The 15,168-nt window shown below is 40.1% G+C and carries 13 protein-coding genes; 5 read left to right on the plus strand and 8 right to left on the minus strand.

The window, feature by feature from the left end; genetic code table 11:
* Nucleotides 1-290 precede the first annotated feature (290 nt).
* The 4 genes from GNIT_RS03245 to GNIT_RS03260 form a co-directional block, all read right to left on the minus strand.
* Complete coding sequence (locus GNIT_RS03245) at nucleotides 291-800, minus strand: hypothetical protein (RefSeq protein WP_014107697.1); 510 nt, start codon at nucleotides 798-800, stop codon at nucleotides 291-293.
* A gap of 21 nt (nucleotides 801-821) precedes the next feature.
* Nucleotides 822-1,346 carry a flavodoxin family protein gene (locus GNIT_RS03250; protein ID WP_014107698.1) on the minus strand — a complete coding sequence of 175 codons (525 nt, stop codon included), beginning with the start codon at nucleotides 1,344-1,346 and terminating at the stop codon, nucleotides 822-824.
* A gap of 292 nt (nucleotides 1,347-1,638) precedes the next feature.
* Entirely contained in the window at nucleotides 1,639-2,136 is a 498-nt protein-coding gene (locus tag GNIT_RS03255; RefSeq protein WP_014107699.1) for an Hsp20/alpha crystallin family protein, read from the minus strand.
* A gap of 198 nt (nucleotides 2,137-2,334) precedes the next feature.
* The gene (locus GNIT_RS03260; protein WP_014107700.1) at nucleotides 2,335-3,210 is read right to left on the minus strand and encodes a LysR family transcriptional regulator; all 876 of its coding nucleotides are present in this window, start codon (nucleotides 3,208-3,210) and stop codon (nucleotides 2,335-2,337) included.
* Between the two features lie 93 nt (nucleotides 3,211-3,303).
* On the opposite strand from GNIT_RS03260, the gene GNIT_RS03265 reads away from it, so the two are divergent.
* The 3 genes from GNIT_RS03265 to GNIT_RS03275 all read left to right on the plus strand — a co-directional run bounded on the left by GNIT_RS03265 (nucleotide 3,304) and on the right by GNIT_RS03275 (nucleotide 5,731).
* Nucleotides 3,304-3,804 (plus strand): lactoylglutathione lyase family protein, encoded by a 501-nt coding sequence (locus GNIT_RS03265; RefSeq protein WP_041246279.1) that lies wholly within the window; start codon nucleotides 3,304-3,306, stop codon nucleotides 3,802-3,804.
* Between the two features lie 138 nt (nucleotides 3,805-3,942).
* Nucleotides 3,943-4,656, plus strand: coding sequence for an aspartate/glutamate racemase family protein (locus GNIT_RS03270; protein WP_014107702.1), 714 nt, complete (start codon nucleotides 3,943-3,945; stop codon nucleotides 4,654-4,656).
* Between the two features lie 394 nt (nucleotides 4,657-5,050).
* Nucleotides 5,051-5,731: a PEP-CTERM sorting domain-containing protein gene (locus GNIT_RS03275; protein WP_014107703.1), complete on the plus strand. Its 681-nt coding sequence runs from the start codon at nucleotides 5,051-5,053 to the stop codon at nucleotides 5,729-5,731.
* Between the two features lie 191 nt (nucleotides 5,732-5,922).
* Here GNIT_RS03275 and GNIT_RS03280 read toward each other — a convergent pair whose 3' ends face one another.
* The 4 genes from GNIT_RS03280 to GNIT_RS03295 all read right to left on the minus strand — a co-directional run bounded on the left by GNIT_RS03280 (nucleotide 5,923) and on the right by GNIT_RS03295 (nucleotide 10,750).
* On the minus strand, nucleotides 5,923-7,005 hold the full coding sequence (locus tag GNIT_RS03280) for a methyl-accepting chemotaxis protein (protein WP_014107704.1): 1,083 nt from the start codon (nucleotides 7,003-7,005) through the stop codon (nucleotides 5,923-5,925).
* Between the two features lie 351 nt (nucleotides 7,006-7,356).
* The gene (locus GNIT_RS03285; RefSeq protein ID WP_014107706.1) at nucleotides 7,357-8,301 is read right to left on the minus strand and encodes an AEC family transporter; all 945 of its coding nucleotides are present in this window, start codon (nucleotides 8,299-8,301) and stop codon (nucleotides 7,357-7,359) included.
* Nucleotides 8,302-8,480: 179 nt separating this feature from the next.
* Entirely contained in the window at nucleotides 8,481-10,046 is a 1,566-nt protein-coding gene (locus GNIT_RS03290; RefSeq protein WP_014107707.1) for an AMP-binding protein, read from the minus strand.
* 164 nt (nucleotides 10,047-10,210) lie between these two features.
* Nucleotides 10,211-10,750: a hypothetical protein gene (locus GNIT_RS03295; protein ID WP_238526932.1), complete on the minus strand. Its 540-nt coding sequence runs from the start codon at nucleotides 10,748-10,750 to the stop codon at nucleotides 10,211-10,213.
* 169 nt (nucleotides 10,751-10,919) lie between these two features.
* Here GNIT_RS03295 and GNIT_RS03300 point away from each other — a divergent pair, with 169 nt between their 5' ends.
* Nucleotides 10,920-12,077: a PQQ-dependent sugar dehydrogenase gene (locus GNIT_RS03300; RefSeq protein WP_238526933.1), complete on the plus strand. Its 1,158-nt coding sequence runs from the start codon at nucleotides 10,920-10,922 to the stop codon at nucleotides 12,075-12,077.
* Between the two features lie 227 nt (nucleotides 12,078-12,304).
* A complete protein-coding gene (acnB, locus tag GNIT_RS03305; RefSeq protein ID WP_014107710.1) occupies nucleotides 12,305-14,917 on the plus strand; it encodes a bifunctional aconitate hydratase 2/2-methylisocitrate dehydratase in 2,613 nt (870 codons plus the stop codon).
* Nucleotides 14,918-15,168: the final 251 nt, after the last annotated feature.

Below are 15,168 nucleotides of genomic sequence, written 5' to 3' on the forward strand. Positions count from 1 at the left end.
AACACTTATCACACAAACGCGCTGTTCGCCATCCTTGGCCTCTCGCTAATGGCATCCTTGCCATTAGACGGTTTGTGTGGGGAAAAGGCCCCGCCTGCTGCTCCCGATAACACTTATCACACAAACACGCTGTTCGCCATCCTTGGCCGCTCTCAAACGGCGTCCTTGCCGTTTGAAGGTTTGCAGGAACGAAGGCTTACTCTGCGTCACCCGATGACACTTATCACGCAAGTGTGGCTTAACTATGCAAGCTCGTATGCAATTTTAATTCTTTTGAGGCCATCAAAATATCAGCCGTTTGGTACTAATAAGTCAATTCTACGCATGATTTTGGCCACATCCTTATCCACATCCGCCATATTGGAAGCTGATGTGATTGCGTCTATTCCTTTTATTTTTAAATCTCCCTGACCTGAAGTACTCAGTACAATAGTGTTGTCTGCGTCTGGATTACGATGAACAAATGACATTGCATCCTGTTGAGGTCTCCAACTTTCCCACGTATGTAAAATAACAATGGCAGTCCACTCTTCAGTGTTTACGTCTGCTAAAGCAGATACATCAATTACCGTAATATTAAATGGACGATTTTTAAGTTGTTCAATGACGCCGTCAACCAATGATCTTTTGTATGCGCTTCCTTGCGTAGCTATTAATAGATTGTATATTGAGTTTTCAGATTTAATTGTAAAGGAAGGCACAAACTCCATGGAATACTTTACGTTGTACCATGTTAGTGAAGAGAATAGGGTTAAGCCGACAAGTACTGCAGCTAATGTGACTTTTTTTCGTGTACTCATAACTAACACCTCTGATTATTATCAAGCCATATGATGCGGTTTGTGATCAACTGCTCCGGTGCTGCACTCTTCAATTCGCCCTCGGCAGACATCAATGAAGTCAGACAGTTTTTGGTTATTGTTTAAATCGACCATGTCACTGCGTGTCATTTCAAGCGTTGCAATTGGCTGTTGTCCACATAACTCTGACATACTTTTAAAAACTGCATTTCCTCCGGAGGAACTTTCAGTACAAAAAAAAGCTATTTTTTTAAAGTGAGATTTCTCTTGATTAATAAATGCCCTTACTGGAGATGATAGTCTCGTCATCCAAACAGGCGTTCCTAAAATAATTAGGTCGTATTGTGAGGGGTTAGCACCAAATGAACGAATTTTACTCGGCTTGTTTAGCAAAACCTGATACATCAAACGCAGCATGGTAAAAAAGTTAGTATTTTTACTACGTTCTTCAATCTGGGTTTTATCAGCAGAAAGCTTTGTTGCAAGAAAATCGCCTAGTTTTTTTGTATTGCCAGAAAGCGAATAGTAAACAATCATTGTTTTCATTAGTCGATCCCTATTTTTTGGTCTCGGTTGGTTTTTTCCAATAAACTTAACGTATAGTTAATATTTATGACAAAACTTGAGTGGTTCTTCTGTTTATTTTTACTCACGTTTTCCTGCGATAGCTAGGCATTGTTGAATGGGTAACGAAGAGGCTGATATTATTCATCAGCCTTTTTATCTTCATATTAATTTCAGTTAAATTTATATGTGCCGCCCTGTGTTTTAACGCAGTATAACAACGCAAAATCGTGTGCTTAAATCTAACGAAATTGATTTACCATACAAATCAGATTCAATCGTTAATCTTTATTTTTCGCTGCGCCTCTTGAGCATGATTAGATTTAGGTAGCGTAATATGTAAGATTCCCTTCTTAAATTCGGCCTTTATTTTGTCTTGCTCCACACTATTGGGTAAGTTGAAGCTGCGTTTAAAGTAGCCGTATCTGCGCTCCATTACATGATAGCTTTCATCTATGTCCTCTTTTTTTTCCGTTTTCTTTTCACCACTAACGGTGAGGATATCATCTGAAATGTCTAAGCTAATATCGCCAACTTCTAAGCCCGGCAATTCAGCTGATATCTCGTAACTCTTTTTGTCTTCCTTTATGTCTACGCTGGGGCTTAGGTTTAAATCACTTGTTTTGAACAGATTTTCGTCTGTCATACGAAATGGCCAATGACTTTTCATATTATTGAATATTCTGTCCATATGATCCCATGACATATCAATAGGAAATAAACCTGTTTGTTTAGTTGGGCTGGTTTGTTCTCTACTTTGTATATTCGACATAATGATTCTCCGATGTTTATTTATAAACTAGTTTAAAAGATGGTTGGTTAAGCGCTGCTGTCACCATTGGGTAATTACAGTTAACCCTGCTTAGCTAGTAAACTAATTTATGAAAATTTATGTTTGACTAGAATCAAACTTTGAGCTTAAAACTAAGTTGTAGGAGAAATATTTTTTTAGATTGATGTGAAGGGAGTATTAGGCAGCTAAATAGCTTGTGATATAACTTTCTATATATTTTATTCGGTTTGATTTTATTGCTTGTCGATTAAAGCATAAATAAAGGTTTTCATTTACTGGTTTATTTAGATGGTGAATTCGGATCAAACCTTGCTGATGAAATGCCTTTGCGGCATGCAGAGGCAGAACCGTAAACCCGAAACCTCGGCTAACCGGCTCTAGTATTAAACTAATTTGGTTTGAAAACCCTTTATGCGTAAATTGTTTAACATGTTCAAACTCGCTGAAATTTTCGCTCAATAGTAATCTCCCATGATGAGCAGCGTCTGGATGTGCAATAAACCCCAGTTGTATTAGCTGTTTCCAATCCACTGAAGTTATATTTTTTGGCGTTACTAAAACTAGGGGTTCAACCGCAATTTTTTTGCTAATCAAATTATTGACTTTGGTTAAATCAGTAAGCAGACCTAAATCAATTTTGCGTTCTGCTAGCGCTTGTTCAATGTTTTTGTTTGGTGCAAATGTATAGTCGATTATCAAATTTGGATGATTTGATTGATGGCTTAATAAAAATGGGTAAAGGCGCAGTCCTATGCTTCCCGGAGAGGAGAATTTAACGACCCCTTCATGCGGTTCGTCGTGTTTAATCAACCTTTCTAAGTCTTCAGATGATTTTAAAAGTTCATTACCTTGATGGTATAACTGCTCACCCGCATTGGTAAGCGAGAAAGACTTTCCTTCGCGAATTAACAAAGGCACTTCAAGTTGCTGCTCAAGTTTTTTAATGTGCTGACTAACACCCGATTGTGTCATTGCGAGGCGATCGGCCGTACGAGTAAAGTGACCATTCTCTACCAGAGTGCAAAATGTCTTTAACAAGGTTTGATTAATCATTACAAAATATACTTATTTATATAATAAATGATAATTTTTTAATCTTAACATGCCCGCTATAATTCAATCAACTAATAACCAGAGGTAGAGAGCATGAGTAAAGCATATCCACGATCTTTTTCACACATAGGTATTTCCGTTCCAAACCTAGAACGAGCTGTTAAATTTTATACTGAAGTTTTAGGTTGGTATCAGATAATGGTGCCAACGACTATCATCGAAGACAGCAGTCCAATTGGCGAGATGTGTACCGATGTTTTCGGTGCGGACTGGGGGCAATTTAAGATAGCCCACCTGTCTACAGGTGACCGTATTGGCGTTGAACTGTTTGAGTTTACTAACCAACAGCAGCCAGACAATAATTTTGAGTATTGGAAAACTGGTGTATTTCATTTTTGCGTTCAAGACCCAAATTTAGAAGAATTAGTTGAGAAAATAGTCGAGGCAGGCGGTAAAAAAAGAATGGAAAAGCCACGTTACTATTATCCAGGTGAAAAACCCTACCGAATGATTTACATGGAAGACCCGTTTGGAAATATTCTTGAAATATATAGCCATAGCTATGAGTTAACGTATTCAGATGGCGCGTATTAACTAATTAGAGGCAGCAATGTACTTTCATTGTACTTGCAAAGTAAAGTCGCAATTGAATTCTGATATGTGCACTTTGCAGGTGTAGTGAGTTACACTCTGCCACGAAAACAGAATAGCTCAACGCCCACAGGAATTAGTATGATGCGCCCAACCAAAATGAAAACTATCGGCATTCTCGGTGGTATGAGTAATCAAGCCACGTCTGAATATTATCGAATGATTAACGAGCTTGTTAATCAGCGCTTAGGTGGTTGGGAAATTGGGGAAACACTGATCCAAGGTCTTAATTTTGGCAATATTGAATATTACGTTAGAAACGGTTTGTGGGATGAAGCCCGCACGTATATTGAGGCGAAAGCAAAAGGTGCAGAATTAGCTGGCGCTGATATGCTTATTTGCGTTAGCAATACGATGCATTGTGTTCTTGATAATATTGATAGCGTGGTGAGTATTCCTTTTATTCATATCAGTGATCCAACTGGACAAGCAATAAAGAATGCGGGGCTGACGAAAGTAGGTATTTTAGGCACTAAGCCAGTTATGCAAGCAAGCTATATCAAAGACCGGTTTGAGAAAAAGTTTGGTATAGAAGTCATTTCGCCAAATGAAAGCGAACAGATTTCCGTAGACAAAATTATCTTTGATGAACTTGTAAAAGGAAAAACTTCAACGGAGTCAAAACAGGCCTACGTTAGTGTGTGTGAAAACTTACTATTAAAAGGCGCACAGGGAATAATTTTGGGTTGTACGGAAATATTTTTGTTGTTGAAGCCGGAGGATCTTCCGCAAGCACCGTTATTCAATACCACAGAGTTACATGCAAAAGCGGCTGTGGATTTAGCACTGGCGTGAAATAACAATCTAATTCAAGTGTACTTTCTCAATCCTGCACTAAGATTTTTGAATTAAAGAACATAAGCCTGTTTAAACAACTGAAGGTAAGTTGGTAGCCGTTATCAATGGAAAAATGGCATGGAGAGACGGTCATTGTTCCAGCTAATATAATAACAACGCGTCATTTTAGAATTTTGAGTCGTTGTTCCATAGATCGGACGTTTAAGGATGAACTTACTTTATCTTTCTCCTTATTTTTGTCAGCTTTTTTTACATCACTAATATTATAAAATTTAACTTGTTGTAATTATTGGTTATTTTATGTGGCCTAAATTTTGCTCTAACTTTTAAATAAAGTGCCTATCCATAAAGTGATTTGGTGTAAAACGTAAAGTTAAAAAAGGTGTAGTAAATGAAATTGAAGTATATTTCCCTCGTTGTTTTTACAGTAGCGACGTTTTTTACCTCAGTAGCAAACGCTTCTGTGATACTTGGAACCGGAACTAGTTCATTGATAGGTGGTGATTTAACGGACCCAGAGAATGATGGCTTAGCTGACGCGAATGTTAATTACAATGCGGTTTTTCGTTCCAACAACGAACCAGGTTTCGGTGGTGGTGAGTATGCTTTTAATGTATTCGATAACATACTGTCAGGTGGTAACGGTAAATGGTGCTGTTCAGGTCCTAGTGTTTGGGTTGAAGCAGACTTCGGCAATAAGCGCTTTTTGTTGAACAGTTTTACGCTTTCTTCAGCAAATGATGTTCCAAGCAGAGACGCTGACCATTGGAGCATTTTAGGGTCAAACGACGGTATCAATTATACGGCTTTATATACATATAATGTTGACGGTACATCAATTTGGGGCAACACTCGCTATCAAGTAATTCAATTCTCTAATCAAGATGATTACAATACGTCTACTGGCTACAGCATTTTTCGTTATCAAGCTTATTCAGTTGTGAGCGGGTCAAATCATCAATTAGGTGAGATAGAATTTTTTGGTACTGAAGTTTCTGAACCATCAATTTTGGCTCTTTTAGGCTTAGGTCTTTTGGGTTTGTCTAGTCGCAGATTTAAAGTTCAAAAATAAGTTTTCACTTTTCATTCGAAAAAAAGCACCCTAAGGGTGCTTTTTTTATGGGAAATATTTAGATTTTCGCTTGCTTAACTAGCTCACTCTCCATGTGCATAAGACTCTTAGGTTTAGTCGAATTAAGCCTACAAAGATACAATTCAGGCTTTGCTGGGTTCAAGGACTAAACCATAAATCGGCGGCTAAGCCTAATTGAGGTTGCCGAGGTCGTCTAAGTAAGCCATTACTCTTCTGCTAGCGTCTTCCATTTTTTGCAACGCTATTATCGTTTGCTCTTTATTCTGCTTTGCGAATGCTTCGAGTGCTCTTACGCCTTCGTTATGAACTTCGGCATGAGGCTGATCTATACTTCTAAAGGCTGTGTTATTAGCATATTTTTGTAAGCCTTTAGTTTCATACCACTGGCCTAAACGGCAGTTTTTATGGTTAGCAAAGTCACTTGGCGCTTTATTAGTAAGGCCATGGATGACGCTATAAACCTCACTTTTCCAAACGATATGATCTAGTTTTACAGTTTGAATAAACGAGCGATGCGCTGACTCTGAGATCGTAGACTTCATGCTGTTGCTGCTAGTAACAATAGTGCTATAGTTTTCGCTTAAGGTAGTTATACCAAGTGAAAGTGTTTCATTGTTATGTTTTACATCTTCAGCTGACTCCACCGCCGTTTTCGTCGATGATATTATATTGCCTACTAAATCCGCTACTTCGCTGGCTGATTTGTTTGTTTCGGTTGCTAACGAGCGAACTTCATCGGCCACCACACTGAATCCACGACCAGCGTCGCCCGCCCTTGCAGCTTCAATGGCGGCGTTCAAGGCCAGTAGGTTTGTTTGGTCAGAAATACTAGTAATGGTCGACACAAATTTGTTGATGTTATCGGCTTTGTCAGAGAGGCCTGATATATTTTGAGTCAGACTGCCCATTTTATTAGTCAAACCGCTCATTGAGCTAGCGATGTCGTTCAAAGCTGAAGTTGAAACATCAAACAGTGCGTTTATTTGTTCTATTGATTCACTTTCGCTTTGAATGTTCAAGAAGGATTCTAATACGGTTTGTCTTATTCCTTCCACTTGCTTCAATGATTCAAGCGTGCACTCAACGAGTGATTTTTCGAAAGCATCGTTTGGTTTAGGCAAATTTAACTCTTGAATCAATGCTTCTTTTTCCGCTTTCTGCTCATCTGCAAAGGAGTTTGCCTCATGTAGTTTTTGCTTTAATTGTGCATTTTCGCGTTCTAGTTTTTCATAATTTGAGGCTAAGACAAACATTATAATGTTCCATTGGTTAAGTAATTCATTTATTAAGTTTTTAAAACGTTAAGTCTTAAAGCAACTAAGTCGTCAATGAATCTTTTATTTAAAGTAAGTAATATTGTTGTGAATTGTGATGGTCACAATCAGGCCGCGTAATATTGTATCGGTCGATATGAAAAAAAAATAAGTTAGACTTTTCAATTGGAACTATAAATTTAGAAATAACCAGATAGGAACGCCAAAGCAAACCAAAAAAATCACAATAACAATCAATATATTTTTTTTCGTCAATTCAAAATGACGCCTTTTATTTTCCATGTTTTTGCTCATGTGTTTGTTCTTTCTGTGTAAGTTAGTAAGTTAATGCTATAAATAAACTGCGAGCAAAGTATAGCCAACAATTGTGATTGGTACTGATAATATCGTACTAATGGCAATGATATGTGCAGCCAATTGGTGATTGCCCCCGATCTTACGAACCATAACGTAGCTTGCTGCTGCGGTTGGGGCAATTGACATCAGGTACACGACGCCCAGCGTTATGCCTCTAATATCAAAACAAATGGCAGCTAAAACAATGATCCCTGGATATACGAAACATTTTACGAATATACTCAATGATGCCGCTTTTGCATCGTTCCTAAAGCTTGAAAAGCGAAGCGCCGCGCCTGTACACAATAGTGCTAGCGGCAGGGTCAGTTGGGCAAAATAGCCTGCACTGTTAAGGATTATACTCGGTAACTTAATGTTAAATGTAGATACCAATAGGGCTGCGACAATCGATAAAATAATGGGATTGCTGGCCACGCCTTTGATCACAATAATAAAAGAGGTTTTGCTATCCAAATAGAAATTTAAAATGCCGACACTTATCACATTATAAGTAATGGTGAGTGCGCCTAAGTATATGGACCCTAAGGCTAATCCTGCCTCACCGTAGGCATTTGCGCAATATGCCAAGCCGATAATGCCCATATTTGAACGGAACGCGCCTTGTATCACAACCCCGCGATCACTGCGTTTGGCCACTAAAAATGGGCTAACAAGCATCAACGCTAAACAAATTATAATTGTGCCTAATACGCCAATGACTATCATCTCAAAATCAAACACCGCATCGATGTTGCTTGCGCTAATAGTCGTGAATAGTAGAGCGGGCAACGCGAAATTAAAGATGAGCCGACTGGCTCGTTCAACAAAATCATCCGTCATTAGTCCGGTCTTATATAGGCCATAACCGAATGCAATTAATAAAACGACGGGACCAATGACTGAAAAGGCAAAATCGATGATGGTTTTAGTATCTAACACTGCGTGACTCAGGATGAAATCGTGTGGGAATGATACGCGTTTTATCGCGGCTTTTCTAAATAAACGTTTTAAGCGGGCGACCGCTTTGAAGATTTGGGATAATCTTGACGACTCCGACTAATAACAGTTTTAGGCGGAGTCGCAGAACCTGATTTAAAGCTTAAGCTAAGTTCTCAAGGTTAACGCAATTCTCTGCGCAATATTTTACCAACCGTCGATTTTGGTAATTCATCAATAACATGTAGTTCTTTGGGAATTTTGTATGCAGTTAAGAGGACTCGACAGTGGTTCAGCACTTCCTCTTTATCGATATCATTTTTAACGGTAACAAAAGCACATACTCGTTCTCCAGTCCTCTCGTCTGGCTTTCCTATAACAGCAGCTTCTAATATATCTGGATGTTTTGTGAGGGCATCTTCGATCTCATTTGGGTAGACGTTAAAGCCAGAAACGATGATCATATCTTTTAGGCGGTCTACGATTTTAATGCAACCATTGGGTAGCCTTACACCTATATCGCCGGTTTTAAAGTATCCATTCTTGGTCATTACTTTTGCTGTCTCTTCAGGACGCTGCCAGTAGCCCTTCATTACCTGCGGACCCTTGGCCGCTATTTGACCTTCTTTTCCATCCGCGACCGCTTGGTCGTTTTCATCTAACATTTGAATGTCGGTGTAAATCAAAGGAAGACCAACAGTACCAATTTGTTCATCACCGGGTTCGTTGAATGACAGAACGGGAGCGGTTTCTGATAAACCGTATCCCTCGGTTACAGCACATCCTGTCGTTTCTTTCCAAAGATCGGCCGCTGAACTTGTCAAAGCGGTTCCACCAGACATTGTTAGTTTTAATTTACTGAAGTCTAGTAAAGGAAACTCAGGGTGTGCGCAAAGACCCATAAACAAAGTATTTAAACCAGCGAATGCGCTAAACTGATGAGGTTTAATTTGTTGCACAAACGCATCCATATCGCGTGGGTTAGGGATCAGTACACACAGTGCACCTTTAGCAAACAAGGTCATCATACATACGGTAAATGCATATATATGGTAGAGAGGAAGCGGGCACACGATTATTTCTTTACCGTCGTCAAATCGTTTACCCAAACGCTCAAGTGTCTGAATGCTGTTAGCAAGGACATTGCGGTGGGTCAATTCTGCACCTTTGGATATCCCAGTGGTGCCTCCTGTATACTGCAAGATACAGCCGTCATCCAAGGATATATCTGGACGAGCTGGCAGTGTGAGATCTTTGGCTTCTTCAAATATTTGAATAAAACAAGGAAGTCCTGACGCAGACTTTGTTTTGTTGAGCATTTGAGCTGCTCCCGTGACAATCACGGTTTGTATTTGCGTTTTATCTTTTATTTCTTCAAATTTAGGCAGAAAGTCTTCAAGTATAACTAATGCTTTAGCACCTGAATCACTAAATTGATGCGCCATTTCGGTCGGTGTATACATAGGATTTGTATTGACGATAACCAATCCTGCGCGCAATGCACCGTAAACAGCTATCGGATTTTGCAGTAAATTTGGCAGTTGGATCGCTATTCGATCGCCGGGCACTAAATTGCCATTTGCTAATAACCAAGCGCCAAATTGAGCAGACATACTATCTATTTCTGCGAAACTTAGGGTTTGTCCCAGCGCATTATAAGCAGGCTTATTGTCAAATTTTTTGAAGGTTTCTTCTATGTAATCAGCAAGAGAATTAATATGAGACGGTATTACTAATTGCTCAGTCATGTCACATCCTTAATGTGTAAAGTTAGTTTTTGATTCAGATTGGATTATTGAAATAAGATAGTCCTAAACTGATGTAATTAACAATCAATTTACATTATATGCGCTTATTGATGATTTGGATTGCAATTTAAAGGATATTCATCGAACGGCTTTGCTTACCTCGATCAGGCAGTCTTATTCAATTTATATCTGACCAGTGCAAATACAAGACCGCCAATAGCTCCTGCAATGCTTTGTGTGAGTAAACCTGAAAGACCTCTTGCTCCCGCAATAATGCTAACGTCCAAAATAGGATGCATAGCAGATAACAGAGTAAACACGGCTACAGCTCCTGCTAGAGAAAATAGCCAAAGCCGAGAGGATTGAGACGGTGATTGAGGGTTATTTGCACGCTTTGCTGATGCTGACGGTAATTTATTTGCGATAAGTAGAGTAACCGACATGGCAATTAGCATACCAACAAAAACGATAACGCCATATGTTGGAAGAAGACCTGCAAAATCGACAAAAACTGTTTTTATTCGCAGGCTTAAAGGAATTTCAGCGCCAACAGAGATTAATCCGGATAAAACAGATTGGGTGTGTAGTGCACTCGCTATTAAAAAGGTAACAAGCGTAGCAACCAAGAGTTGAAACATGAATAAACCGAATCGGGTTAATTTCGTTCTTTTATGCATGGTAGTGGGGCTTTCCAAAATTTTCATTCTCCGTTTGCTTATTGACACTATATCAGTTTTGTCGACAGCTATTTTGTTGATAACTAACCTAATACTGACTGTTTTAACATAAAGTGCAGTTATTATCTTCTCGTCTTAGTATGAAGATAGTAAGATACAAATGACATGACTTCCACGTTTCTCTTTAAAAAGGATAATGATGCTTCTAACACGCTCAACATTAATCACTAAGCTAGTTGCTTCTTCCTTACTGTTAGCCTCATTGAGTTGGCAAGCAGCATTTGCGCAATCGAACACCGCCGTTCCCGATGACAATTTTGACGTCGAATTAATTGTCGATGGCTTACCTAAATCATGGTCACTCGCACTTTCTCCAGATAACGAAATATTTGTTACTGACAGAAGCGGGAGGATCATTGTCTTTGACCAGCAATGGAATAAGAAGTCCTACACCACATCGATAAATGACGTATTTTCTGAAGGCCAAGGTGGCTTTCTTGATTTGACGTTCCATCCTGACTTTCTATCAAATGGTTGGATTTACCTAAGCTATAGCGCGGGTAATAGTGATTCAAATCGATTGAAAGTGGTGAGATTTCAACTACCTGAGTCAGGTAACAAGGTTTCAACAATCGAAGACGTTTTCACTGTTAAAACAGATAAAGACACCCCTGTCCATTATGGTGGGCGTCTTGCTTTTTTATCTGACAAGAGTCTGTTAATAAGCACTGGTGACGGCTTTGATTATCGAGAGCAGGCACAAGTCAAATCTTCACATTTGGGCAAAATACTGCGAGTGAGTGACACTGGGAAGGCGGTAGATGACAATCCTTTTTATGATAAAGAGGCGCCCGAAAGTAATGTTAACTTCGTATTTAGCTTAGGACATCGTAACCCACAAGCGCTGTTGGTAAGTAATTCAGGCGTCATTATTTCGCATGAGCACGGACCAGCCGGTGGTGATGAAATCAACATCATTGAAGCCGGCAATAATTATGGTTGGCCTGTGATTACTAATGGGATGGACTATTCCGGAGCTGTCATTACGCCATTTACTGAATATAAGGGCATGCAACAGCCTAATTTTGATTGGACTCCCTCAATTGCGCCCTCCGGTATGATTTTATATGAGTCATCAAAGTTGGCATCTTTATCTCAACATTTGATCGCAACCTCACTCAAGTTTAAACAGCTTAGGGCAGTCATGTTTGATGGGATTGGCATGTCAAACGAGCGAATTTTGTTGTCAAACTTTCAAGAGAGATTGAGAGACATAGAGCAAGACAATGAGGGAAATGTTTTGCTGTTAACAGACGGCGAAGACGCGAAGATTTATAAACTCGTGGCAAAGTAGGTAGGTATAATTTAAATTCATTAACATTACTAAAACAATTAGTTTGATGAATATCGGCTATAATTCGTTGCTGACGTTTTGTCATTCAAATTGTTAACGTTAAGCGCTATAATGCGCAACGCATTTTTACAATTAAGTTTATTCTTGTCAGATTGTTGTATAGATATTATCAATTGATGTAGACAATTTAAATGAACAAACATCAGCATCAAAAAGAGGGTTAAATAGTGTTAGAAGATTATCGTAAACACGTAGAAGAACGCGCAGCTGAAGGTATACCGCCTAAGCCATTGAATCCAGAGCAAGTTGCTGGTCTCGTTGAACTATTGAAAAACCCGCCAGCAGGCGAAGCAGAATATTTATTAGAACTAATTTCAGAACGTGTGCCTCCAGGCGTTGATGAAGCAGCCTACGTTAAAGCTGGCTTTTTAAGTGCGCTTGCTAAGGGTGAAGAAACTTGCGACCTTATCAGCGCTGATGCCGCAGTGCAGTTACTCGGTAACATGCACGGTGGCTACAACATCGAAACTTTAGTCGGTTTGCTCGATGATAAAGAACTAGCAGAGCTTGCAGCAGAAGAGCTAAAGCACACATTGTTAATGTTTGATGCATTCCATGATGTTGAAGAAAAACATAAAGCGGGTAATAAGTTTGCTACAGACGTACTAGAGTCATGGGCCGAAGGCGAGTGGTTTACTTCTCGAGATGATTTGGCAGAAAAAATCACCATGTCCGTTTTTAAAGTAACTGGCGAAACCAACACCGATGACCTCTCTCCAGCGCCAGACGCTTGGTCTCGTCCTGACATTCCTTTGCATGCCCGTGCGATGTATAAAATGACTCGTGATGGCTTAACGCCTGAAACGCATGGCGAAGTTGGTCCTCTTGCGCAAATCGAAGAAATTAAAGCAAAAGGTTATCCAGTAGCATTCGTGGGAGACGTTGTTGGTACAGGCTCTTCACGTAAATCAGCAACCAATTCTGTCTTGTGGTTTTTCGGCGATGACCTTCCTGGCGTGCCTAACAAACGCGGTGGTTGTGTTTGTATCGGTGGCAAAGTAGCTCCTATTTTCTATAACACAATGGAAGATGCCGGTGCGTTAGTATTTGAAGCTGACGTCGACAAATTAAACATGGGTGATGTTATCGACATCTATCCGTTCGCAGGCGAAGTTAAAAACGCTGAAACAGGCGAATTGCTGTCTACTTTCGAATATAAATCAGACGTGTTGCTTGATGAAGTTCGTGCTGGTGGCCGTATTAATTTGATCATCGGTCGTGGCTTGACTGACAAAGCTCGCGAAGCATTAGGCTTAGAAGCGAACAATATGTTCCGTAAACCTGAGGTTCCTGCAGCATCAAACAAAGGTTTCACACTCGCGCAAAAAATGGTGGGTAAAGCATGTGGCGTAGAAGGTATTCGCCCAGGCACATACTGTGAGCCAAAAATGACCACAGTAGGCTCGCAGGATACTACGGGTCCTATGACTCGTGACGAACTTAAAGACTTAGCGTGTTTAGGTTTTACTGCCGACTTAACAATGCAGTCATTCTGTCACACAGCAGCTTATCCTAAGCCTGTAGACATCGATACACAGCACACTTTACCCGACTTCATTATGAATCGTGGTGGTGTTTCATTGCGTCCTGGTGACGGTATCATTCACTCTTGGTTAAACCGCATGTTGTTGCCTGACACGGTTGGTACTGGTGGTGATTCACATACACGTTTCCCAATGGGGATTTCATTCCCTGCAGGTTCTGGCTTGGTTGCCTTTGCTGCTGCAACTGGCGTTATGCCGCTGGACATGCCTGAATCAGTATTGGTTCGTTTTAAAGGTAAAATGAAGCCAGGCATCACTCTGCGCGATTTAGTCCACGCTATTCCGTTATACGGCATCAAGCAAGGTCTCTTGACTGTAGCTAAGAAAGGTAAGATTAATGCTTTCTCTGGTCGTATATTAGAAATTGAAGGCCTGGATGATCTGACTGTTGAGCAAGCATTCGAACTATCTGATGCGTCTGCAGAACGTTCTGCTGCTGGCTGTACAATCAAGCTGTCTGAAGAGTCGATCACAGAATATTTGAATTCGAATATCACTATGCTTCGTTGGATGATTAACGAAGGTTATGGCGACCCAAGAACATTAGAGCGCCGCGCGCGTAAGATGGAAGACTGGCTAGCCAACCCATCGCTAATGCAAGCTGATGCGGATGCTGAATATGTTGAGGTACTAGAAATTGACTTAGCTGAAATTAATGAGCCAATTTTGTGTTGTCCAAATGACCCTGATGATGCAAAAACATTGTCAGAAGTTGCCGGCGATAAAATTGATGAAGTATTCATTGGTTCATGTATGACGAACATTGGTCACTTCCGTGCTGCAGGTAAGCTTCTTGAACAGTTTAAAGGCACCTTGCCAACGCGTTTATGGATGTCTCCTCCAACCAAAATGGATGAAGCACAGCTAATGGAAGAAGGCTACTTCAACATTTACGGTAAGGCTGGCGTAAGAATGGAAATGTCAGGTTGCTCTTTGTGTATGGGTAACCAAGCTCGAGTTCTCGCTGGCGCAACAGTGCTTTCAACCTCAACTCGTAACTTCCCGAACCGATTAGGCGATGGCGCAAATGTGTATTTGTGTTCAGCTGAAATGGCTGCGGTAGGCGCGATTGTTGGTCGTATTCCAACGGCTGAAGAATATATGGAATATGCGAGTAAAATTGAATCAATGAGCGGTGAAGTATTCCGTTACTTGAACTTTGATCGCATGCCTAAGTTCAGCAAAGCCGCTGCTGCTGCGAAAGAAAATATCATTCCAGCGTTAAACATTGTGTAAGAGCGTGATAATGTTGGCAAGGTAAGCGTTGTTACATAACGTTTACCGGCGATGATAAATAATCTAAACGCCGAGACTCTTCAAAAAGTCTTGGCGTTTTTTTATATTGTACATCTCGGACTTCACTCTTGGTTTAAATAATCAGAAAGTCATTAACAGCGCTTTTGTTTAGATACATAATACTCGTTAGCTAAAAGTCGCAGCGAAATAAATCACCTAATAAAACGCTGCGATAATATAAACAAAACAAG

It is taken from the genome of Glaciecola nitratireducens FR1064 (assembly GCF_000226565.1).
Classification (GTDB): domain Bacteria; phylum Pseudomonadota; class Gammaproteobacteria; order Enterobacterales; family Alteromonadaceae; genus Glaciecola; species Glaciecola nitratireducens.